At 65.9% G+C, this 23,385-nt stretch carries 11 protein-coding genes, 1 tRNA gene and 2 pseudogenes; 5 read left to right on the forward strand and 9 right to left on the reverse strand.

All coding sequences use genetic code 11. The features are described 5' to 3' along the window. Positions 1-207: 207 nt before the first annotated feature. A pseudogene (locus C6A82_RS16765) lies at positions 208-8,218 on the forward strand (BTAD domain-containing putative transcriptional regulator). Positions 8,219-8,333: 115 nt separating this feature from the next. Here C6A82_RS16765 and C6A82_RS16770 read toward each other — a convergent pair. After that, a tRNA-Ile gene (locus C6A82_RS16770) sits at positions 8,334-8,407 on the reverse strand. A 248-nt stretch (positions 8,408-8,655) separates the two neighbouring features. Between C6A82_RS16770 and C6A82_RS16775 the strand changes: the two genes are divergently transcribed. Further along, positions 8,656-10,563: a potassium transporter Kup gene (locus C6A82_RS16775; RefSeq protein ID WP_199193771.1), complete on the forward strand. Its 1,908-nt coding sequence runs from the start codon at positions 8,656-8,658 to the stop codon at positions 10,561-10,563. Between the two features lie 6 nt (positions 10,564-10,569). Here C6A82_RS16775 and C6A82_RS16780 read toward each other — a convergent pair. From C6A82_RS16780 to C6A82_RS16800, 5 genes and pseudogenes are all read right to left on the reverse strand, one after another. Further along, positions 10,570-11,461: pseudogene (locus tag C6A82_RS16780) on the reverse strand (carboxymuconolactone decarboxylase family protein). A gap of 7 nt (positions 11,462-11,468) precedes the next feature. Next, positions 11,469-12,842, reverse strand: a complete 1,374-nt coding sequence (locus C6A82_RS16785; protein WP_105345225.1) for a metallopeptidase TldD-related protein — start codon at positions 12,840-12,842, stop codon at positions 11,469-11,471. 2 nt (positions 12,843-12,844) lie between these two features. After that, entirely contained in the window at positions 12,845-14,362 is a 1,518-nt protein-coding gene (locus C6A82_RS16790) for a TldD/PmbA family protein (RefSeq protein WP_105345216.1), read from the reverse strand. A gap of 103 nt (positions 14,363-14,465) precedes the next feature. Continuing rightward, positions 14,466-15,299, reverse strand: a complete 834-nt coding sequence (locus C6A82_RS16795) for an energy-coupling factor transporter transmembrane protein EcfT (RefSeq protein WP_105345214.1) — start codon at positions 15,297-15,299, stop codon at positions 14,466-14,468. Further along, on the reverse strand, positions 15,296-17,362 hold the full coding sequence (locus C6A82_RS16800) for an ATP-binding cassette domain-containing protein (protein ID WP_311101389.1): 2,067 nt from the start codon (positions 17,360-17,362) through the stop codon (positions 15,296-15,298). The genes C6A82_RS16795 and C6A82_RS16800 overlap by 4 nt, the downstream gene beginning before the upstream one ends. Before the next feature lie 105 nt (positions 17,363-17,467). Here C6A82_RS16800 and C6A82_RS16805 point away from each other — a divergent pair, with 105 nt between their 5' ends. Continuing rightward, a complete protein-coding gene (locus C6A82_RS16805) occupies positions 17,468-17,908 on the forward strand; it encodes a MarR family winged helix-turn-helix transcriptional regulator (protein ID WP_105341514.1) in 441 nt (146 codons plus the stop codon). A 117-nt stretch (positions 17,909-18,025) separates the two neighbouring features. Here C6A82_RS16805 and C6A82_RS16810 read toward each other — a convergent pair whose 3' ends face one another. Next, positions 18,026-18,763: a VIT1/CCC1 transporter family protein gene (locus tag C6A82_RS16810; protein WP_396836202.1), complete on the reverse strand. Its 738-nt coding sequence runs from the start codon at positions 18,761-18,763 to the stop codon at positions 18,026-18,028. A gap of 97 nt (positions 18,764-18,860) precedes the next feature. Between C6A82_RS16810 and C6A82_RS16815 the strand changes: the two genes are divergently transcribed. Then, positions 18,861-20,834 carry an acyl-CoA dehydrogenase gene (locus tag C6A82_RS16815; RefSeq protein WP_311101390.1) on the forward strand — a complete coding sequence of 658 codons (1,974 nt, stop codon included), beginning with the start codon at positions 18,861-18,863 and terminating at the stop codon, positions 20,832-20,834. A 38-nt stretch (positions 20,835-20,872) separates the two neighbouring features. Beyond that, entirely contained in the window at positions 20,873-21,454 is a 582-nt protein-coding gene (locus C6A82_RS16820; protein ID WP_105347771.1) for an oxidoreductase, read from the forward strand. On the opposite strand, the gene C6A82_RS16825 is transcribed toward C6A82_RS16820, so the two are convergent. Both C6A82_RS16825 and C6A82_RS16830 read right to left on the reverse strand, forming a co-directional pair. Next, on the reverse strand, positions 21,455-21,934 hold the full coding sequence (locus C6A82_RS16825; protein ID WP_105347809.1) for an LppP/LprE family lipoprotein: 480 nt from the start codon (positions 21,932-21,934) through the stop codon (positions 21,455-21,457). A 39-nt stretch (positions 21,935-21,973) separates the two neighbouring features. After that, a complete protein-coding gene (locus tag C6A82_RS16830) occupies positions 21,974-23,227 on the reverse strand; it encodes a KasA/KasB family beta-ketoacyl-ACP synthase (protein ID WP_105347772.1) in 1,254 nt (417 codons plus the stop codon). Between the last annotated feature and the right edge of the window lie 158 nt (positions 23,228-23,385).

Raw genomic sequence — 23,385 nt, forward strand, 5'->3', positions numbered from 1 at the left:
CGAGAAGGGCGCGAAGGAATCCGCGCACCAGAAATTGCAGGCACGACGGCTTTACTGGATCTTGACCGCATGTTTAATCGCCTGTCTGACGATCGCTTTGTGACTACGCTTCAACAGGTGGAGCTGGGGGTTTTAGGGCCTCTGCAGGTCCGGCAGTACGGGCTGCCGGTCTCCATCCCGGGCGCCAAGCCGCGTGCTCTCCTCACGATGCTTGGGCTGCACGGTGGGTCGGTCGTGTCGGCCGAGACTCTCGTAGAGCTGCTGTGGGGGGACGATCCGCCACGCACCGCCGCGAAGGCCCTGCCGACCCACATCTCCACGCTGCGCCGCGCCCTCGGCGACGGCATCGTGCTGACGAAGGGGGCTGGCTGGACCCTGAGCACGACGGAGATTGACGCGATCCGTTACAAGACAGCTGCGAGGCTCGGCCGCGACGCCCTCGGTGCTGGCGACCCCACCCAAGCGCTGGCCCGCTTCGAGGAAGCGCTGGTTCTCTGGCGTGGCTCTCCCGAACTGCCCGAGGGCCCGCGCGGGCTGTCCGAAAAAACCCGCTGGATCGAGGGCCATGCCGCCCTGGTAGAAGACCGGGCCGATGCGCTGCTGGCGACGGATCGCGCCGCGGAGATCGTCGGCGAGCTCGAGGCCGCCATCGCCGACGGGCCGCTGCGCGAGAGGCGTTGGGGCCAGCTGATGCTCGCCCTATACCGCGCCGGAAGGCAGGGCGAAGCCCTGGGTGCCTATCAACGGGCACGATCACTGCTTGCCGAAGAGCTGGGCGTCGATCCTGGACCGGACTTGCGGAGGCTCGAAGCTGCGATTGTCGCCCAGGACGCTGTCCTGGAAATCACTGTGTCACAGCAACTCTCGGTGGTGACACGCGCGGTCACCTTTCTGCTTACCGACATCGAGGGGTCCACCGCCGCGTGGGAGGCAGATGCCGACGCCATGGCGACGGCACTCGCGCGACACGACGAGCTCGTCGAGCAAGTAGTCACATCCCGCGGCGGGCGGCTCGTCAAGACGCGCGGCGAAGGCGATGCGACGTTCTCGGTATTCGATCGGCCATCGGCGGCAGCCGCGGCCGCAATCGAGCTGCAGGAAGCAATACGTCACGAGCCGTGGGCGCTGCAAGAGCCCATGCGCATCCGCGTGGCGCTACACACGGGCGAGGTCGAGCTTCGCGGCGGTGATTACTTCGGTCGTGCGGTCAACCGCGCTGCGCGCCTGCGGTCGCTGGCGGCGGGTGGCCAGATCCTGTGCTCGGGTGCGACGGCCGAGCTGGTCATCGACTCGATTCCGGACGATGTCGTGCTGGCTGATCTGGGAATGCGCCAGCTGAAAAACCTCGCACGCCCGGAGCACGTCTTCGAACTCCGCTTGGAGACGGCCGCGGATTCCGGCGCTCCCACCACCGATGCACGACCCATCGAACGGCCCGACCTGCCTGCGGTGCTAGCCGGCCCTGGGCCGTTCGTCGGACGTGGCCGCGAGCTTGAAGGCCTGCTATCCGCATGGCAGACGGCGCTCGCCGCCGGTACCCACGCCGTGCTGATCGCTGGCGAACCGGGCGTTGGCAAGACGCGGTTGGCCGGTGAATGGGCACGCCAGGCCTATGAGCTGGGAGCCGTCGTCCTATACGGTCGCTGCGACGAGGACCTCGGCGCGCCGTATCAGCCATTCTCCGAGGCGCTGCGGTCAGTGGTGCCGTGCCTGGGTAGTGACCGTTTGCGCGGTCTGCGCGGCATCAAGGCGCTGCTGCCGCTGATTCCCGGCTTGGCCGACGACCTGCCTGATCTAGTCGCGCCAACCCATGCGGACGCCGACACCGAACGCTATGCGCTCTTCGACGCCGTCGTTGCGCTGTTGGGAGTCGTGTGCACCAGCGCGCCCGTAGTCGTGATTCTCGACGACCTTCACTGGGCGGCCAAGCCCACGCTTCTGTTGTTGCGGCATCTGCTACGGTTCGGCGAGCACACTCCCGTGCAGATCGTCGGCACGTATCGCAGCACCGATCTCGACCGCGCCCATCCGCTGGCAGCGATGCTCGCAGACCTGCACCGCGACGGTTCCGCCGACCGCCTTGCACTGAGCGGCCTCGACCAGGACGACATCACCGCGTACGTCGCCGAAGCCGGCTACGACGACGCCGAGCTGGCCCGGGCATTGGCATCAGTCACGGGCGGCAACCCGTTCTTCCTCATCGAGGCTCTTCGTCACGTCGACGAAAGCGGCGGCCGCTGGGATCCGAGAACTCTGCCACAGGGTATTCGAGAAGCCGTGAGCCGCAGACTTTCTCAGCTTCCGGAGGAGACGAACGCGGCGCTTGCGGCAGCTGCGGTCGTCGGCAGCCGCTTTTCGCTTGACCTGGTGGAGCGCGTGACTGGCAACGATCTGCTCGATGCTTTCGACGAAGCGTCCAAGGCCGGCATCGTAATCGAGGAACCGGGCGGTCGATACCGCTTCAATCACGCCCTCGTCCGGCAGTCTCTGCTCGCCGAGTTGGCGTCCGTGCGACGCATGCGGCTGCATCAGCGCATCGCCGCAACACTGGAGGCCGATCCCGGCGCCGAGGACGCGCTGTTGGCCGAGTTGGCCTATCACTATTTCGAATGTGCGTGGGCGGGCAACGCGGCCAAGGCCGTCGAGTACTGCAGGCGCGCCGCGGACCAAGCGATGACACGGCTGGCCTACGAGGGCGCCGCCGAACTCTACGACAAAGCATTGCACGCACTCGACGAACTCGATGACGAGCTGCCCAACCGAGACGACCGACAAGCTGAGCTGCTGATCGCTCGCTGCGAGGCGCTGCTGGCCGCGGGTGACGTGGTGTCCGCGGCCAAAGCGGTGTCCCGGCTGCAAGCGGCGACGCGCGATTCCACCCGTCTCGCAGCGTGGGGTGCATGTTTCGACGGACAGCTCTCGATGCTCACCGATCCCGAGCGCTTGGACGACATCGAATCCGCGGTGAGCGCTGCGGCGGTGAAGCTGGCCGAACTCGACGACGCCGCGGGGGAGGCCGAGGCGCACACCGTCCGGGCCGCATGCCTGGCCCGCCTCGGTCGAATCGGCGATGCCGAAACGGCTTTGGACCAGGCCCTGACCGCGGCGCGGCTTGCGCGTGAACATCGCCGAGTCAACAACGTTCTGGCGAACGCACCACTTGCGGCGCTCTGGGGCCCGAACCCTGTTCCTCGAGCGGGTGGCCGGTGTCTCGATGTAGTACGACTGCTCCGCATCACGACGGGATCACCGGTCGTTGAGGCGACGTCCACGAGGTGCCAGGGCGTGCTGGACGCGTTTCGCGGACGTGCCAGCGCGGGCCGTCGCCTGATCGACTCCGCCAGACGCACGCTCACCGAACTCGGCATGCGGCATGCACTACTGGAAGTTGAGCAGTTCGCAGGCATTGTCGAGTTGGTCGCCGACGACCCCGTGTCCGCCGAGCCACATCTGCGACGAGCCTGCGACGGTTTTCGCCGCATGGGCCTGGATGCGGACACGGCCGAGACCGCCGCACTGTTGGCACGCGCCTGCCTCGCGCTCGAGAGAGATGACGAAGCCGACGAATTATGCACGGAGAGTGAGCGACTCGCCGGCCACGCCTTGAAGGCCTCAATTGCATGGCGGACGGTCCGGGCGCAGCTGCTGGCGCGCAGTGGCGACAACGACGAGGCCAGGCGGGTGGCCGAGGAGGCGGTCAGTATCGCTGGGGGCACCGACCTGTTGGTTGACCACGGCGATGCCTGCTTGACTCTGGCGACGGTGTTGTTCGCCGCCGGCGACGTCACGGGGGCGCAAACCGCCGCTGAGAAGGCCGCCGGTCTGTACGAGACGAAAGGTGCTGCGGCACTTGTCGAGAAGGCGCGCGGCCTGCTCGGCCAGGCTACGGTACCTGTCGCTCCGGCGACGCCCAAAGCGCCGCAAGTCGAGCTGGACAACGAGTGCATGCGAGTAGCCAAACGGGCGATGGCTGCAATCAATCGCGAAGCCTTGGAAGAAGCCGAACAGCTGTGGGCACGCGACCTCCAGCTGGAGAGTCGCCGAAAGATCGTCGGCTTTTCGGCGGACGACCTCCCACCCGATGAATGGGCCCGTCGCGTTCTCCAGGTCGGTGGCGTCCGCGTCAGCCAGGTCGTCATCGCCATACGAGGCGAGCGGCTGGCTCTCACTCGAACAGCGATAAGCAATACAGACGTGAGCCGGGGCGCGCCGAGCGACGAATTTCTCCGGGTATTCGGCATCGATCAGGAGGGTCGGATCGCGCTGGAGGTGTGGTTCGACGTCGACGACATGGACGCTGCAGTCGCCGAACTCGACGCCTTGCATGCTCGTTTCGAGGAGGAACGTCCGCGGGCGCGACTCGACAATCTTGCGAGCAGAGCCGAGCTCCATCTCAATGCTCTTTTTGCCGATAGGCGCTGGGATGAAATCGCTTGTCTGCTTGCCGACGACGTCCAGGTCGAAGAGCGCCGCCGGGGATTCCCCCGAGAAAGCACCGGGCAGGCTCGACTTATGGCCGAGGTACGTGTGGTCGCCGACCTCGGCGTCAAGGCCATCACGTCACATCTAGTCGCCATTCGCGGCGAACGTCTCGTCCTTAGCCGCGTCCGCTTCTCCGGTCGAGACGTACGGCCAGATGCCTATCGAACCGACATGTTCCGACTCGCGGAGATAGACAACGACGGCCGGGTCGTCTCATTCATGAAGTTCGATATCGACGACCTCGACACCGCTATCGCCGAACTCGACGCCCGGTATCTCGCCGGCGAAGCGGCACCGTACGCGGACAACTGGCGGGCCTGCATGGACGCGCTCCGCGAGCTCAATCGTCACGAGCTAGGACCGATTCTAATGGGACTTACGTTCGACAATCATCGGCGAGCATCGTTTGCTTCGGAGGACTATGGGCGCGCGGTGGAAGATCTGTGGACGCTGGCGCCCGATGTCCATTACCGCATTTCAGTGGTGCACGAACTGGACGCCCAGGGTGCCGTTCTGGGTCTCGTCGTTGAAGGCACAGACGCAGGCGGGACCGAAGTGCAATGGGTAGGCAACATTTCGTGGATGTTCGAGCAATCCCGCGCAGACATGTACGAAGAGGACGACCTCGACGCGGCTCTTGCGCGGTTCAAGGAGCTGCACACGCAGCCGCGGCGGCTGGAGAACGCAGCAAGCAAGGTAGCCGAGCGCCGCCGGGCAGCCTTCGCGGCCCGCGACTGGACGGCCATGGCGGAGACGTTGGCGGACGACATCTGCAACGACGATCGCCGTCGGGTGGTTGGCTCAGGAGTTCGACGCGGTCGAGATGCCGAGATCGCCAACATTCAGGCGATCGCCGACATTGGGATCACGGAGGTGGCATCAGATGTCATCGCGACCCGCGGGAATCGCCTCATCCTCAATCGTTTCCGCTGGGCGGGTCGCAGCAATCGAGAGCAAGAAGCGTTTCCCCCGGAGGTGCTCGGTGATGCTCTCACCGTCATAGAGATCAACACGGAAAACCGTATTGTTGCGGTCGTCACGTTCGACCTCGACGACATCGACGCGGCCTTCGCCGAACTCGACGCCCGATACCTCGCCGGAGAAGCGGTTGCCCACGCGCACACGTGGTCGGTCGTCGCCGGCGCCATCGCCGCATTCAACCGGCGCGAACTCCCCGACAGGACACCGGACTTTGTGTTCGTCGACCACCGGCAGTTCGCGATCATCGAGGCGGGTGCTCTGGACGGTTACGCCCGCGTCGCATGGGATCAAACACCGGACCTCACCATCCACATCGAGTCCGTCTATCGTCTGAACGGCGTCGGATCGGTGTTCGCCCTTGTCGCGCATGGCACCTCGCAAGACTGCTTCGATGCCGAGTGGCGAATGATCGAACTTCTGACGGTCGAAGGCGACCTCGTCACCCGTATCGAGCTTCTCGACGAGGGCGTCGACATCGCGCTCGCCCGCTTCGAGGAGCTGCATCCGCAAGCGCCGCGACTGAAAAATAAGGCAAGCCAGGCATACGAGCAGGTCCTCGCGCGCTTCGCGGCTCGCGACTGGGACGCCGTCGCTGAATTACTCGCCGACAACGTCTCGACTGACGATCGCCGGCGGGTCGTGAACGCGGGGATCCAACACGGTCGAGATGCCGAGATCGCAAGCATGAAGGCCACCGCTGACACCGGGACGAAAACCGCGGCATTAAACCTGATTGCGATCCGCGGGGAGCGCCTCGCCCTCCTTCGTGTCCTACTCTCGGGCCGAGACCAGCGGCCCGAGGCGTTCCACACCGAGGTGCTCGCCATCATCGAAACAAACACCGACGAAACGGTCGGCGCGGTGGTCTGGTTCGACCCCGACGACATTGACGCTGCCTTTGAGGAACTCGAAGCCCGTTACCTGGCAGGCGAGGCGGCCACGCATGCGCACACATGGTCGGTCATCGCGGGGGCCTATGCCGCGTTCAATCGAGGCGAAATGTTTCCCACGACGCCGAACTGGGTGAACATCGACCACCGGCGGGGAGCAGCATTCGCGCCCGGGGAAATGGCCGCGTACCTCCGTGCGATATGGGACGTCACTCCGGAGGAAAACGTCTACATCGAAACCCTCCATCGGCTGAGCAGCATCGGGGCAGTTGTTACTCACGCCGCACATTGGACCTCACAAGAAGGCTTTGCCGCCGAGTGGCGGGTCGTCGCACTATTGACTGTCCAGGGCGACCTGATCACCCGCGTGGAATTCTTCGACGAAGCAGATCTCGACGCCGCGTTCGCGAGTTTCGACAACCTGAGCCGTCCGGCGCCGCGGTTGGAAAACGCGGCAAGCCAAGTGGACCAGCGCTTTCGGGCGGACTTCGCGGCCCGCGACTGGGACGCAATGGCAAAGTTGTTGACCGACGACACATTTACGGACGACCGTCGTCGGCTAACGGGCGTGGGGGTCCGACGCGGTAGAGCCATTGTCATTGCCGATTGGCGGGCGACCGCCGACATCGGGGTAAAGAACACGACGTCCGCCGTCATTGCGACCCGCGGAGGCCGCCTCGTCCTGAGCCGTTACGGTTTCTCTGGGCACGACCAGCGGCCCGAGGCGTTCCGCACCGACGTGCTCGGCGTCTTCGAGATCGACGCCGACCAGCGGATCACGGCGGGTGTCATGTTCGACCCCGACGACATCGACGCCGCCTTCGAGGAACTTGATGCCCGATTCCTCGCCGGCGAAGCGGCCGCCCACGCGCGCACGTGGTCGGCACTCGCGGAAGGATATGCCGCGCTCAATCGAGGCGAACTGCTTGCCACAACGGCGGAGATCATCGACCATGGACGGCTTGCGCCGGTGGAGTCGGTGGACGTGAACGCATATATCCGCGCCACGTACGACCTCACGCGGGACATCAACGTTTACATAGAAGCTGTGCATCGGCTGACCGATCTCGGAGGGCTCGTAACGCACGTAGGGACCGCAACGACGCAGGAAGGCTCAGACGCCGAGTGGCGGGTAGTGGACGTCTACTCGATCGAGGACGGCCAAATCAACCGCTGCGAGATGTTCGACGAGGCAGACTTCGATGGCGCCCTTGCCCGTTTCGAAGAACTGCGCCCGCAGGAACGACGGCTGGAAAACACGGCTACCCGAATACGTCCGATTTAACGCATACCTCGCGGCTCGCGACTGGGATGCCATAGCGGAGATGATCTCCGAGGACGTTTCCGATGACGATCGGCGTCGGGTGGTAAGCGGCGGCGTCCGACGGGGTCGTGACGCCCAGATCGCGAACTTGCGAGCCATCGTCGATGTGGGCGTCAGGAATCTCGAGTCAGTCGTCATCGCCACACGCGGGGACCGCCTCGCGCTCACTCGGACCCGCGTATCGGGCGGCGACAAGGGGCCCGAGGCGTTCGGAATCGAAATGCTCACCGTCATCGAAACCGATAACGGCAGCCGGATCGGGGCGGGCGTCAGTTTCGACCTCGACGACTTCGAGGCCGCCATCGCAGAGCTCGATGCTCGTTACCTCGCTGGGGAAGCGGCCGCACATGCACAGGCATGGTCGGTCATCGCGAGAGCCTTCGCCGCAATCAATCGGCGTAAACTCTTAGCGACGGTGCCGGATTGGGTGAACATCGACCATCGACTCGGGACTCTTGTCCCTCGGGGGGAGATGACCGCGGATATCCGAGCCGCGTTGGATCAAGCGCCGGGCAGCAAAAGTGGTACCGCCGTAAGTTAGCTAGCGCGCACACCTCACCGCCGGCACCCCGCCATGCGCCGCGACGACGCCGCGATGAACGCGCCGAAAACTCGGCCGGCCGCGGGTGTACCCAACCTGACCAGGCCTTTTAGAGTGGGGCGGGCGGGGCTCGAACCCGCGACCAACGGATTATGAGTCCGCGGCTCTAACCAACTGAGCTACCGCCCCTAGTCCAGCGACGTTCACGCTGCACGGGCCAATACGTTAGCGCGCCGCCGGGAACCTTCCGATCCCGACCGCCCGGGTAGCTCACCGATGTCAGTCAGCCGGTGACGCCGTGCGGCACCTCGTGACGACCCCGTGTTTCTGTCTGATGCCGTCGTGCGCCGACCCCGAACGCCGCAGTTCAGGGATTATCCGCAAACAAGCCCTTACGATCGATCCACCGCACCGCTGCCAGCCGGGGGACCACGCCGTTGCAAACGAACACCGGGACGTCGATCCGGCCAGCCGTCGTTCTCGCCGCTCTCGGGGTGGTCTTCGGCGATATCGGAACCAGCCCGATCTACACGGTGCAGACCGTTTTCAACCCCAGTGATCCCCACCCGGTTCCGCTGAACGACCACAACGTCTACGGCATCGTGTCGCTGATCTTCTGGTCGATCATGCTTATCGTCACCCTCACCTACGTGACCCTCGTGATGAGGGCGGACAACGACGGCGAGGGCGGCATCATGGCCCTGATCACGCTGCTGCGCCGATGGGGATCCGAGACCCGACACCGCACCGCGCTGCTCCTGGCCGGGCTGGGCGTCTTCGGCGCCTCCCTGTTCTTCGGCGACAGCATGATCACCCCGGCCATTTCGGTGCTCTCCGCCATCGAGGGCATCGAGGTCATCGATCCGGACTTCAAAGACTGGATCGTGCCCGTCACCGTCGGGATTATCGTGGCCCTGTTCTATGTTCAGCGGCACGGCACCGCCGCTGTCGGACGTGCATTCGGGCCTGTCATGGTCATGTGGTTCCTCGCGATCGGCGCATGCGGAGTCACCGGCATAGTCGCGCACCCCGAGATCCTGAAGGCCCTATCCCCCACTTACGCATTGACATTCATCGTCGGCCACTTCGAGATCGCCTTCTTCGCTCTGACCGCGGTCGTACTGGCCGTCACCGGCGCCGAGGCGCTCTACGCCGACATGGGGCACTTCGGCCGCAAGGCGATCACCCGGGCCTGGCTGCTCGTCGTCCTGCCTGCACTCGCCCTCAACTACCTCGGCCAGGGCGCGTTGCTGATCAATGATCCGGCCGCCATGCGTGCACCGTTCTTCCTTCTGATCCCCAGTTGGGCGTTGTGGCCGATGGTCTTGTTGGCCACCGCCGCAACGGTGATCGCGGCGCAGGCCGTGATCACCGGAGCGTTCTCGGTGGCGTCGCAGGCCGCCCGCATCGGCTACCTACCGCGGCTGCGGGTGATTCACACCTCCGCGTCGCGGGAGGGCCAGATCTATGTGCCGTGGATCAACGGCGTGCTGCTGCTCGGAGTGCTCACACTCGTGCTGGCATTCCGCAGTTCGGAACGTTTGGCCTACGCCTACGGCATGGCGGTGACCGGAACTTTCACGATCACACTGCTGCTCTTTCTTTACTACTCGCGGACGAGATGGAACGCCCCGCTATGGCTGGTGATAAGCGGGGGCGGCGCCCTGTTGTTGATCGACCTGCTCTTCGTCGCGGCGAACCTGACCAAGGTCGTCCACGGGGCGTGGCTTCCGCTGTTGATCGGTGTGATCGCCTTCACCGTCATGGTCACCTGGCACCGCGGACGCGAAATCGTCACCGTGGCAAGGGAGAAAGCCGAGGGACCTCTCGACGAGTTCATCGACGAGATCCGCGACTCCCAACCACCATTGGCGCGCGTTCCGGGGACCGCCGTCTTCCTCAACCGCGGTAAGGAGACCGCGCCGCTTGCCTTGCGCACATGTGTCGAGCACACCCACGTCCTGCACAACCACGTCATCATCGTGTCCATCGAGACGCTGCCGATGCCGCGTACACCGGAGTCAGATCGCATCACGGTTGACGCACTCGGGTACAAGAAGGATGGGATCGTCTTCGTCACAGCCAATTACGGCTACATGGAGAAGACGCACGTTCTGGATGCCCTTCGCAGCCTGAGTCCGAAGCAGTCGGAGGGCAGGATTCTGATCGACGACGCGTCCTACTTCCTGTCCAAGCTCGAACTCGTTCGCGGCCGCGGAAAAACGATGGCGCAGTGGCGCAAGAGGCTGTTCATCGCGACGTCCTACATCACCGCCGACGCCGCCGAGCGCTTCGGCCTGCCGCGCGACCGGACGGTGATCATGGGCTCGCGCATCGAGGTGTAGTGACTCTCAGACGGTGACGGTCTGGCCGTTGTCGTCGACGAGGAAGCGTTCGGTGCCGTCCTCGACGGTCGGCGCATCTGCGCCGAGCGCGACGGCGATCTTGTTGCCTGCGTTGCGCATCACGTCGACGGTCAGCTCGTAACACTGCACGTCGCTGAAATGACTTCTGACGTCCGACGCCACCTCCGCCGAGACGTTCGCGGGTGTCCAGATCAGCGCATCGGTGTAGCGCAGCGCGGCCTTGTGCCGATCACTCAGCGCATCCGAGGTCTCGTACCGCTCGATCTGCTCGTACATTGACTCCGACCCGCCCGTATCCAGCGCACGACCCTCACGCCGTCCAACCCTCAGGAACATGCGCGCTCAACAGCGACGACGGCTCCGGTCGCCGCGACTTGCAGAGCCGGCAGTTGTGCTGAGTCGCCCCGCGCAGCCGCACGATTTCCGTTGTCAGCGGGCCGAGTTCGCGCAGCCGGGCAACTGCGGGCTGAAACGTGTTGAACAGAACGTCGCCGAGGTCGCTGTCGTGATCCCACGCGATCGCGTCATCCCACGGCGCAGGCAGGCCGAGCATATTGAACCCGGAGCGCACCCGCGGTAGGTAGTCAGCGAAATACGTCAGCATCACCGCCGGTAGCACAGCGCGGCCGAGCGCCGACGTGAAGCGCCCGCGTAGGTCGTCGCTGATCGCCGACACGTCAGCGCTGAACTGTTCGGCGAAGCCCACCGCCACCGACTCGGCCTCGTCCGCCGGCCCGTCAACCTCGATTTCGGTCGGCAGCGGCGGCAGCGACAGCGTCGTTGCGCAGGTCCGGCGCACCAGCGAGGTGATTCGCGCGTGTTCGGGCGGCGCCAACGCGACCAGCCGCGCCAGGAGGCCGTTCAGCAGATCGTGCATCGTCGCATTATTGCGCCTGGCTGACCGACGACATGTGGAAGTCGGGAATCCGCAGCGACGGCATCGCCGCCCTCGTGGCCCAGTCACCCCACTCGCGCGGCAACGTGACTTCGCTGATGCCGGCCTGGCTGACCCTGCGTAACAGATCCACCGGGCTCTCGTTGAACCGGAAGTTGTTGACCGCGCCGGTGACCCGCCCCTCTTCGACGAGGTAGACGCCGTCCCGGGTCAGCCCGGTGAGCAGCAGGACGCCAGGATCGACGACCCGGAGGTACCACAGCGTGGTGAGCAGCAGTCCCCGCTCGGTCGCGGCCACCATCTCGGCGAGGCTGTCACCGCCGCCCGTCATCAGCAGGTTGTCCGCGCCGACAGCCACGGGGATGCCGAATTCGGCTGCACCGGCCCGCGGGTAGGCCAGCGCGTTGATGGTGCCGTCGCGTATCCAGTCGACACGGTCGATGTCCATCCCATTGTCGAACACCGACGCGCGTTCCGAGGAGCCGGCGACTGCCACGAACGGCGAGCACTCCAGACCGGCTGCGGCTGGATCGGAGTAGAGGGTCAGCGGTAGCTCGGTGAGCTTCTCGCCCACCCGCGTCCCGCCGCCTGGCGCCGAGAATGCGGTGCGGCCCTCCTGGGCACCGCGGCCGTCCATCGACCATGACAGGTAGATCATCAGGTCGGCGACGGCCGACGGCGGCAGGATCGTCTCATAGCGTCCCGCAGGCAGCTCCACGGTGCGCTGCGCCCATCCAAGCCGGGTCGAGAGCGCGTCGAGCATGGAATCAGTTGGCACCCCGGCGAAGTCGGGTGTGCTCGTGCCCACCCACGCACTGGCGCCGTCGCGCTTGGCGTTGATCTCGACCGAGCCGGTCGGCTGCGTGTACCGCCGCCGCAGCCCGCCCGAAGTGGCAACGAACGTCGTCTCGAGGATGTGGCGTGCGTACCCGTAGAGCCTGTCGGCCCGAGGGAAGCCGCGGTTCAAGGCGTCGGCGACGTCGGAGAAGACCTCAACACCTGTGCCGGGAACCGGTGTGTCCCAATCGGTTGCAGCATTCGTCGCGGGAAGCGGCGGCGCACTGTCGTGGGCTTCCGGCGCTGCGAGCGCGGCCTCCTGCGAGGCAGCCACCAGACTCGGGATGACCGCAGGGTCGACCTCGCTCGACGTCAGCGATGCCACATGGCCTCGGTCGCCCCGCCTCACCACGGAGATCACCGTGGTCTTGCGCTGCACCGAAACACCGTTGGTGGTCATCGAATTGTTCGCCCACCGCAGCGCCGCGTCACTGCGATCGGTGACTGTCACGATCGTCTCGTCTGCCTTGCCCAACCGTGTCGCTTCCGCCAATGCGATGTCGACGACCTGCTGTGCCCCGATCATCGTCACCGCCCTCCTTCGGTGCGCGTGTTGAGCACGTTGATGCCGCGGAACAACGCGGCCGGACAGCCGTGGCTGACCGGTGCGACCTGCCCAGGTTGCGCCTTCCCGCAATTGAACGCACCGCCGAGCCGCCACGTCGACGAGCCGCCGACGGCCTCCATCGCGCCCCAGAAGTCGGTGGTGGTGGCCTGATAAGCCACATCACGCAATTGGCCGTCCAGCCTGCCGTCGGTTATCCGGAAGAACCTCTGGCCGGTGAACTGAAAGTTGTACCGCTGCATGTCAATTGACCATGATTTGTCACCGATGATGTAGATCCCGTCGTCGACCCGTGCGATCAGGTCGTCGACAGAGAGGTCGTCGGCGCCTGGCTGCAGCGAGACGTTGGCCATCCGCTGGATCGGTACGTGGTGCGGCGAGTCGGCATAGGAGCACCCGTTCGACCGGGTCATTCCGAGCCGCGGCGCGAACACCCGGTCCAACTGGTAGCCGACGAAAATCCCGTCGCGCACCAGGTCCCAGCGTTGTGAAGCCACCCCCTCGTCATCCCAGCCGACGGTGGCAAGGCCGAACAGCTCGGTGCGGTCGGCGGTCACATTCATCACCGGCGAGCCGTAGCGCATCGTGTTCAGCTTGTCCGGCGTGGCGAACGAGGTGCCCGCGTACGCGGCCTCGTAGCCGATGGCGCGATCGTATTCGGTGGCGTGCCCGATGGATTCGTGGATCGTGAGCCACAGGTTGGACGGGTCGATCACGAGGTCGGTCGGTCGCGGCGTCACGCTGGGTGCCTTGACTTTCTCCGCCAACAGCATGGGTAGTTCGGCGAGTTCGGATGACCAGTCCCAGACGTCGTCGCCCTCGACGGCCTCCCATCCGCGCGCCGTCGGCGGCGCCAGCGTGCGCATGGTCTCGAACGACCCCGCCGCGGCATCGACGGCGACGGCCTCGAGGGTCGGCTGCACCCGGACCCGCTGCTGGGTGATCGACGAACCAGCGGTGTCGGCGTAGAACGTCTGCTCCTTGACCGCGTGCAGGCCGGCCGAGACGTGGTTGACGCCGTCGGCGGCCAGCAGCCGTCCTGAGTACTCCGCCAGCAGGCCGATCTTGTCGGCCGCCGGAATCGTGAACGGATCGATTCGATAGTCGGACACCCAGCTGGCATCGTCGTACACCGGCTCGGCAGCCAGCGCGATCGTCTCGGCGTTGAGCGGAGCCAGGGTCCGAGCGACCGCGACCGCGCGACGGGCGGTCTCCGCGGCGACATCCGCGTCCAGTTCGGCGTGAGAGGCGAACCCCCACGTTCCGCCGACGATCACCCGTACGGCCAGTCCGATCTCGCGGTCGACGACGGAGGTCTCCAGCTCACCGTCGCGCAGCGCCACGACCTCGTTGACGATGCGGTGGATGCGCAGGTCGGCATGGTCGGCCCCAGCCGCAACTGCGGCCGACAGCGCGGCGTCGGCAAGCTGTTGGCGCGGCAGCTCGAGGAAGTCGCGATCGACTTGTCGGGGTGCTGTCACGGCTATCACCGTAGTTCGACCGCGCTGCGCCCGCTTTAATGGCTCGGTGGCAGCCAATCGAATGCGGCGATGCGCAGGCGGCAGCCAACGCCGCGGCCCAGCGCTAAGTCGTCCCCAGAATCGTCAACTCGAGTCCCAGCGCGGTTCCGCATACCAGCAGAACGATCGAAAGCGCCACCCAGTCACGCCGTTTGGGCCCCGTCGGGGCAGCTGATATCTGACCGGCACCACCGCGCGCGGTGATCGCGTCACCCATTTCGTCGGCGCGCCGCAGTGCGACGATGACGGCAGCGGCGATCAAGTCGACCGCCTCGAACGCCCATCGACGCCTGCGCGCCCGCCGTGTGGTCAACACCGGCTTGGGGCGCAGGCTGCGCGCCGCGTACAGAGTCCGGAACTCGTCGACGAGCATCGGGAAAGCGCGCAGCGCCAATGCCAGGGTGACCGCCCAGTCGTCGACCGGCACCCGCAGGGGGCGCAGCGGTCTACCGAGTTTGGCTACGGCGGGCGCGATCTCGGCGACGTTGGTGGTCCAAGAGACCATTCCGCCGAGCGCGAGCAGAACGATCGACAGCGCGGTGATGCGCAGGAACTTCAGCAGTCCGCCCAGACCGAGTTCGGCTCCGAAGAGCTCGATGACGGGGCTGCCTCCTGCCAGTGCGGCGGTGACCCCGCCGAGTATCAGCAGGAACCACAGCCATCGCGGTATCGACGGCAGGACGCCGCGCGGAATGTGGGCAAGCCGCGCCGCGACGAGGACGATCGCCGCGACCGCGGCGATCGGCACCCAGCCGGGGTAGAAGGTCATGAACACGCCGATTCCCGCCACCACAAGGAGTTTCGTGCCCGCCCACAGATTGTGGATGACGCTGCGGCCGGGCACTGGGCGCAGTAAGACGACCGGCCGCCGTTGCTGCTTGCGGGTGGGCGCGGTCATGACACGCCGCCCGCCGGCGTGGGCGCGGTGGCCAGCGCACCGTCCTGAAGATGCAGGATCCGAGGACACAGGTCCTCCAGTCCGGTGAAGTCGTGGGAGATCACGATGACGGTCAGCCCGGCGTTGCGCCGAAGATCCTCGAGCAGGCGCAGCAGTCCGCGGGCGCTGGCGCCGTCGAGCCCGGCCAACGGCTCGTCGAGGATCAAGGCCCGCGGGGACCGCGCCAGCAGGCCCGCCAGCACGACCCGACGCATCTGCCCGCCGCTGAGCTGGTCGATCCGCCGGTCGGCAATCGTCGCATCCAGGCCGACGGCGGCAAGGGCTTTGATCGCTCGAGGACGGGCCTTGGGCGAGAACCCCGCCGCCGAAGCGACTTCAAGGTCGACGCGGCTGCGTAACAGTTGCAGGCGAGCCGCCTGGAAGGAGATCGCCACCGCGCCGACCTGATCGGCGGCGGGTGCGCCATCGAGCAGACAACTGCCACACGTCGGCTCGGTCAAGCCGGCCATGATCCACGCCAACGTGGATTTCCCCGATCCGTTGAGCCCGTGGATCAGCACGCCGTCGCCCTCGTGAACGGTGAAATTGATATCGCGCAATGCTGCTGTGGCCCAAGGTGTTCCGCTGGCGTATTCGTGGTTGACGTCGATGAGTTCGAGCACCGGAGCCTCACGACGCGGCTTGAGAGGTCCTTTCGCCGCGGGCGCCTCGGTCGTTTCGACCATCTCGGTGTTGTCGGCCGCACTGCTGTTGCCGGTCAAGTCGATCGCGCGGTTGGCGGAGTCGGCCTCGTCGTTGTAATGGGTGATGTGCACCAGCGACATCCGATGGTGTTCGGTCAGCCCGGACAGCACAGAGAGCAGCCCATCGCGGCCCTCCTGGTCGACCATGCTGGTCACCTCGTCGGCGATCAGCAGGGCCGGCTCTCTGGCCAGGGCCGCAGCCACCGCCAGGCGTTGCAATTCGCCGCCCGACAGGCCGCCGGTGTCGCGTTCGGCCAGGCCGTCGAGGCCGACCTCGCTGAGTAGCTTGTGCACGTCAGTGGTGGTGCCCGGCGGTAGGCCCCACACCACGTCGTCGGCGACCCGGGTGCCGAGCACCTGGCTTTCCGGGTGCTGCAGGATGACCGCGGTACCCCCGAGGCGGCCCAGGCCGACCGAACCGGGACGGTCGACGGTGCCCGAGGACGGATCCCGACCGGCCAGCATCAGCATCAGCGTCGTCTTGCCGGAGCCGTTGGGCCCGGTCACCGCGACGTGCTCGCCGGGTTTGATGCTCAGGCTCACCGGTCCGAGTGCGTCGCGGTCGCTCGTGGGGTATCGGAACCGGACGTCGGTGAGCCGCACCGGCACAGGCGCAATCGGCGTCGGATCGGCTGGCGAGTCGAGCTTGTGCACATCGGGGATGACGACGAGCCGGTTAATCACCTGCGACAGCGCCCACCAACCCATCAACATCACGACGGTGATGATGACCACGGACCATCCGCCGAGCAGATAGGGCCAGTGGTGCAGCGCGGCGGCGAAACCGCTGCGCAACCGCTCGGCCGGCACCTCCATGTTGGGCAGCCACCACCAGTCCGAAATGCGGGTCATGAAGGCGGCGACGCCGTCGACGTTGGCGGTCATCGAGTCGAAGATCAGGTGGCGCAACCGGACAAGGACCGCCAGCGCCGCGACGACAGCGGCACCGAACACCGCCCCCGCGACCAGCCCGACGACCAGCACGGTGAGCGTGCCTCGACCCCGGCGCAGGATCAAGCCGATCAGCAGCCCGATGTAGGCGCAGTTGAGCACCGTCATGAAGCCGCCCATGCCCGCGATCAAGAACGCGATCGTCGCGCCGCCGACCGTCGCGGCGACCAGCACCCGGAGGCGGAATCGGTAGACGAGCAGGCCCATCGGCACGGTGCCCAGCAGCGAGATGCCTGCGGCGAACGGTACGACGACCGCCACGATGGCGGTGGCCGCGCAGAGGGCCGCCATCACCGAGGCGTGTGCGAGCTCCACGGGCTGCAGCGGCCCGCGCCGCCGAGTCTCGCTCGCACGGCGGGTCGCAGTCATTTCACGATTCTGCCAGTAGCGTCTGAAGAGACCTCCGGCAGCGCTGTGAGCACCGGCGCGCGCCATGGGTTGATACGTATAGTAAAGCTATGTAATCATTGTGGGGTGACCCCAACCCTTGGCGCAGACCTGCTCGCTGTAGTGGCACGACTCAACCGCCTGGCGTCGCAACGGACCCGCATACCGCTGCCGTTCGCGCAGGGACGTCTGCTGTCCACCATCGAGGACCAGGGCGCCGCACGCATCTCCGATCTCGCCGCACTCGATCACTGCTCGCAACCGACGATGACCATGCAGGTCCGCCGGTTGGAGGATGCGAGATTGGTGTCACGCACCGTTGATCCAGACGATGCACGGGCTGTGCTCATCCGCATCACCCCGAAGGGCGTCGACATGCTGCGGCAGGTCCGCGTCGACCGCGGCGCGGCCATCGACCCCTATCTCGAGCGGCTCGATGACGCCGACCGGCAGACGCTGAAGGACGCCGTTCGCGTGATGCGGAAGCTCCTCGACGACGCGGCAGCCCCGAAACCATCCGTCCGATAGAACTCCACGAGCCCACCGATCGCGCGGAATCGGTCACCGTCGGCAGAGAGACGTGATCTGCGATTTCGGCGCGCTGAACGACGCTGCGCGTCCGTGAGCGCGCCGAAATCGCTCTCACTAGAGGAGCGAATCGACGAGCGTGCCCACCAGATAGGTCGCCGCAATCGCGACTCCGCCGAAAAACAGTTGCCGCAGCGACGCCAGCCACATGGGCCTGCTGGTGAACCGTGCGGCGACCCCGCCTGCGATGGCCAGACCGACGCCACCGCAGATCAATCCGGCCCACAACGACTCGTATCCAAGTAAGTACGGGATGAGCGGCACGATGGCGCCGATAGCGAACATGACGAAGGATGAGGTCGCCGCGATCCACGGCGACGGCTTCTCGTCGGGATTGACTCCGAGTTCCTGAACGAGATGGAAGTTCACCGCCCGGTTCTCGTCGCGGTGGATCTCGTCGGTGGCCTGTGTCGCGGTCTTGTGGCTCATGCCCAAGTTGACGAGCATGGCCACCAGCTCGGCGCGTTCCGCCTTCGGATGACGCTCGAATGCCCGCCGTTCCACGCGGACCTCCGAGTCGATCTGCTCATTCGCGGTGGTGACCGAGGTGTACTCCCCCAGCGCCATCGAGAACGCGCCGGCGAGCAGCCCCGCCACGCCGCTGATCACGACGGTGTGGGCGCTTGCGGCCGCGGCCACGCCCGCGATCAGCGCCGTATTGCTGACCAAACCGTCCATGGCGCCGAAGGTGGCCGCGCGCAGCCAGCCTCCGGATACGTCGGAGTGCCGGTGTCCCGCGGTGTGAGGCATCCCCGTCGGCGAGAGCGCGGCATCCTTGGGATTGGCCATAGCCATCGATTGAACGCCTTGGCTTTAGCCAGGTCCAGCGAGGTTTGCCTACGTTTGCGACATCACAGTTTCCGCAGAGCGACAACGGGCTACCGTCAGAGGTATGACCACCACTGCGGAGCATCTACGCAACACGCTGGACGGCCGTTGGCGCGATGTGAAGAACAAGATGCGACAAGACCTGTCCACGGAGATCTTCAAACCGCACTACACCCCGAACACCGTGATCGCCCGCACCAAGGTCGGCGAGCAATTGAAGATCATGGCCGCCCAGGGCGCCGCGGAGGACGGCTTCAAGAAGGAGCACGGCGGCAACGGCGACGTCGGCGCCGCGATCAGCCAGATCGAGATGCTGGCGATGTCCGACCTCTCGCTGATGGTGAAGGCCGGTGTGCAGTGGGGCCTGTTCGGCGGGGCCATCGAGAACCTGGGCACCGAGCGGCATCACAAGGAGTATGTCCAGAAGATCATCGACCTCGAGCTGCTGGGCTGCTTCGCGATGACCGAGACCGGCCACGGCAGCGACGTACAGTCCCTCGAGACGACGGCGACCTACGACCCGTCGACCCAGGAGTTCGTCATCGACTCCCCCACTCGCACCTCGCGCAAGGATTACATCGGTGGCGCCGCCGAAACCGCGCGGGTGGCAGCTGTTTTCGCTCAGCTGATCACGCCGGACGGTGAGGGTCACGGAGTGCACTGCTTCGTCGTGCCGATCCGCGACGACGACGGCAACGATCTGCCGGGTGTGACGACCTCGGACTGCCACTACAAGGGCGGGCTGCCCGGCGTCGACAACGGCCGGATCCAGTTCGACAACGTCCGTGTTCCCCGCGAGAACCTGTTGAACAGATACGCCGACGTCGCCGAGGACGGCGCGTACAGCTCGCCGATCGAAAATCCCGGCCGGCGGTTCTTCACCATGCTCGGCACGCTGATTCGCGGGCGGGTGACGGTCGGCGGGAGCGCGGGTGCGGCCACCCGCGTCGCACTGGATATCGCGACCCGATATGCGTTGGAGCGCAGGCAGTTCGAAGCCCCAGGCGACGATCACGAGGTGCTGATCATGGACTACCTCGGGCACCAGCGCCGGTTGTTCCCGTTGATCGCGAAGTCCTACGCCTTGCAATTCGCACAGAACGAACTCGTCGCCAAGTGCCATGAGCTGCAAACGTCGGATGACCCCGACGCCGAGGAGCAACGCGAGCTGGAGTCGCGCGCCGCGGGCCTCAAGGCCGCCAACACATGGCACGCGACGACCGCGATCCAGGAGGCGCGCGAAGCCTGTGGCGGCGCAGGCTATCTGGCCGAGAACCGGTTGATCGCACTGAAGGCGGACACCGATGTGTTCACCACTTTCGAGGGCGACAACCATGTGCTGACGCAGTTGGTGGCGAAGGAACTGCTGACCGCCTACGCCGACGACATCAAGGGCATGAGCCCGGTGGAGTGGGTGCGGTTCGCCGCCAACTTCGCCGGCGAGCGGGTACTGAAACGCACTGCCGCACAGACGATCATGCAGACAATCATCGACACGCGGCAGGACAACGAGGAAGAGGGCAGCCTCTTCAACCGCGGTACCCAGGTCAAGATGTTCGAGGACCGTGAGGAGTACATCGTCGCGTCGGTCGCAAGGCGGCTGCAGGGCAAGTCGAAGGAGATGTCTCCATTCGACGCGTTCAACTCCGTTCAGGACCACGTGTTGCACGCCGCGCGGGCGCACATCGACCGAATCATCCTCGAGGCGTTCGTCGCGGGAATCGACTCCTGCGAAGACGACGAGGCGCGCAACATCCTCAACATGGTCTGCGATCTGTATGCGCTGTCAGTGATCGAGCAGGACCGTGCCTGGTTCATGGAACACCGCTTCTTGTCGACCGAACGCGCCAAGGCGGTGACCCGCGGCATCAACGAACGCTGCCGCAACCTGCGGCCCTACGCCGAATTACTGGTCGACGGTTTCGGCGTGCCCGAGCGGTTGCGCTACGCCGAGATGCTGCACCCCGAGCTCATTCCCGACGCTGACGAACACCACGAGAAAGACGCTACGAGCGCGGGCACCATCGAGCCGAAGTAGCGGTCGCCGACGTCGCGACGGCCGAAGGCGTAGCGGCATTGGCCGATGAGGCGCTTCGACGTCTCGGGAAGATCGACATCGCGATACACAACGTAGGTGGTTCCGGACAGTACGACGGTGGCGCGGCTTCGCTCACCGACGACGACTGGCAGTTCGCCCTCGACGCGAATCTCCTCGCCGCGGTGCGACTGGACCGCGCAATCATCCCCGGAATGGTCGACCGGCGAACCGGTGCCATCGTGCACGTCACGTCGATTCAGCGCCGCGCACCGCTACCGACATCGATTCCCTATGCTGCGGCCAAGGCGGCACTGGCCAATTACAGCAAGGCGCTCTCCGATGGGCTCGCACCCAAAGGTGTTCGCGTGAATGCGGTCTGTCCGGGTTATATCGAGACCGAATCGGCGTACCGGATGGCGGTCGAGATCGGCGAAATGAACGGCATCACCGTCGACGAAGCCAGGAAACAGATCATGGAGTCGATCGGCGGCATTCCACTCGGCGCGCCCGGCCGCCCCGCCGACGTCGGTGAGCTCGTTGCCTTCCTGGTGTCCGACCGCGCCGCCTACATCAACGGTGCCGAGTACGTCATCGACGGCGGCAGCGTTCGCGGAGTGTGATTACGAGTTCGGGATCGGGTCAAGCGGCGCTAGTTTGCCGTCCTCGCCCACCCGGAAGCGAACCGTGCCGATGCCGGTAGGGCAGCACGCTGGATCCTGGCCCTGCCGCCACTGGTACTGCACTTCGGCAGTGTCATTTCCCGTTGAGATGACGTTGATGTAGGGCCGAGGCTCGGGTGTGGCCGGGCCGAGGGGATTGTTGCGGTCGAAGAACAGGACTTGCATCGGGCTGTCCGACGCGTCGCCTGTCTTCACCACCACCCAGTTCAAACGACAGTCCGGCGTGTTGCCGCGCGCGGTCTCTTTCCACGCGGCCTGAGGTAGCCCGGCGACCGCCTGCGCGACGGTGTCGGCGGCGGGCGCGTCTGTCGGTCCGCAGGCCTGTGTGCTGGTCGGCGCCGGGCCAGGCGGGCTCCAACCGCAGCCAATCGCGAACGATCCGACGACCAGCAGGGCCGCAAGCAGGCGGAGTGATCGCATGACCACGAGCTTACGGCCCGAGGCGTTGCAACACGGGCGTCAGTACGCGGCGAACACGATGGCTGCGTTGTGGCCGCCGACGGCAAAAGAGTTGCTCACCGCGTATCGGTAGTCATTGCGGCGGGCCTCACCGGCGATCACATCCAATTCGATCTCGGGATCGAGTTCGGTCACGTTGAGCGTGGGCGGCGAGATTCCGTCGCGCAGCGCCTGCGCCGTGAGGACGGCTTCGATCGCCCCGGCCGAGCCCAGGGAGTGACCGAGCGCGGCCTTTGGCGCATAAACCGCGGGCGTGTGGGTGCCCAGCACATTGCGGATGGCGCGCGCCTCGGTCAGATCCCCGTAAACGGTGCCCCCCGCACTCGCATTGACATAGTCGATGTCGGCGGGCGCCAACCCAGCCTGCCTGATCGCCTGGGCGATGGCTTCGCCCTCCATCTCACCCTCTGGCTCGGGGGCGACGTCGTGGTAGGCGTCATACTTGATGGAGGCGCCGAGGACACGGGCCAGAATATTCGCCCCGCGCGCCTTGGCATGTTCCTCGGTCTCGAGGAGCATCATCGCGCCACCCTCGCCGAGCACCATTCCGTCGCGGCTCTTGTCGAACGGCCGGCTGGCGCCCTCGGGGTCGGCGTTGTTCGCCGACAACATGCCGAGCGCGCTGAAGGTGGCCATAGGTACCGCCTCGATCCTCGCCTCCACACCGCCACAGACCGCGACGTCGGCGTCACCGAAAACGATGTGTTGCCAACCCTGTTGGATGGCGGCGGCGCCGGAGGCGTCGGAAAGCACCGGCGACATGATTCCGGCCCTCGCCTTGAGATCGAGGCCGACGGCCGCAGCAGGCGCATTGGGCATGTGCATCTGGACAACCAGCGGCATCTTCCTCACCGCCCGCATCCCTTCGGCCTTCATGCTTTCGTAGAGGCCGATCAGTACTTGTGTGGAGGTCAGCGCCTGTCCCACGGAAATGGCAAGCCTCTTCGGGTCCACTTCCGGTGATCCCGCGTTGGCCCAGAGTCGCCTGCCAAGGACAGCCGCCATCTTCTGCATGTACGACATTCGACGCACCTCGACGCGGGACAGCTGCTCGTCGAAGTCCTCCTGCAGCTTTGCGCCGATCCGCACCTCGAAGTCGAATTGGTCGAGGAACGGCTCGTCGAGCACGCCTACGCCGCTTCGCCCGTCCAGCAGCAGGCGCCACGTGTCTTCAGCGTCTGGTGCCAGGGGCGTCGTCGATGCGACCGCGGTCACGACGACGTCGGGGCGTTTGCCGCCGTTGGTGTGTGCCATCCATACCCCCTTGCTCAGGCAGGGTTAACCCCCGGAGTCAGCGACTCAAACATAGGGACTGGCTCCAACGCGGGACGACGCCGGGGTCAGAAGACGACCGTCGGGTTGTACATGTCGATCCACACAGAGAGATCCAGGACCCGTTCGAGGCGGGTGCG

The sequence above is a fragment of the Mycobacterium sp. ITM-2016-00318 genome (assembly GCF_002968285.2).
GTDB lineage: Bacteria > Actinomycetota > Actinomycetes > Mycobacteriales > Mycobacteriaceae > Mycobacterium.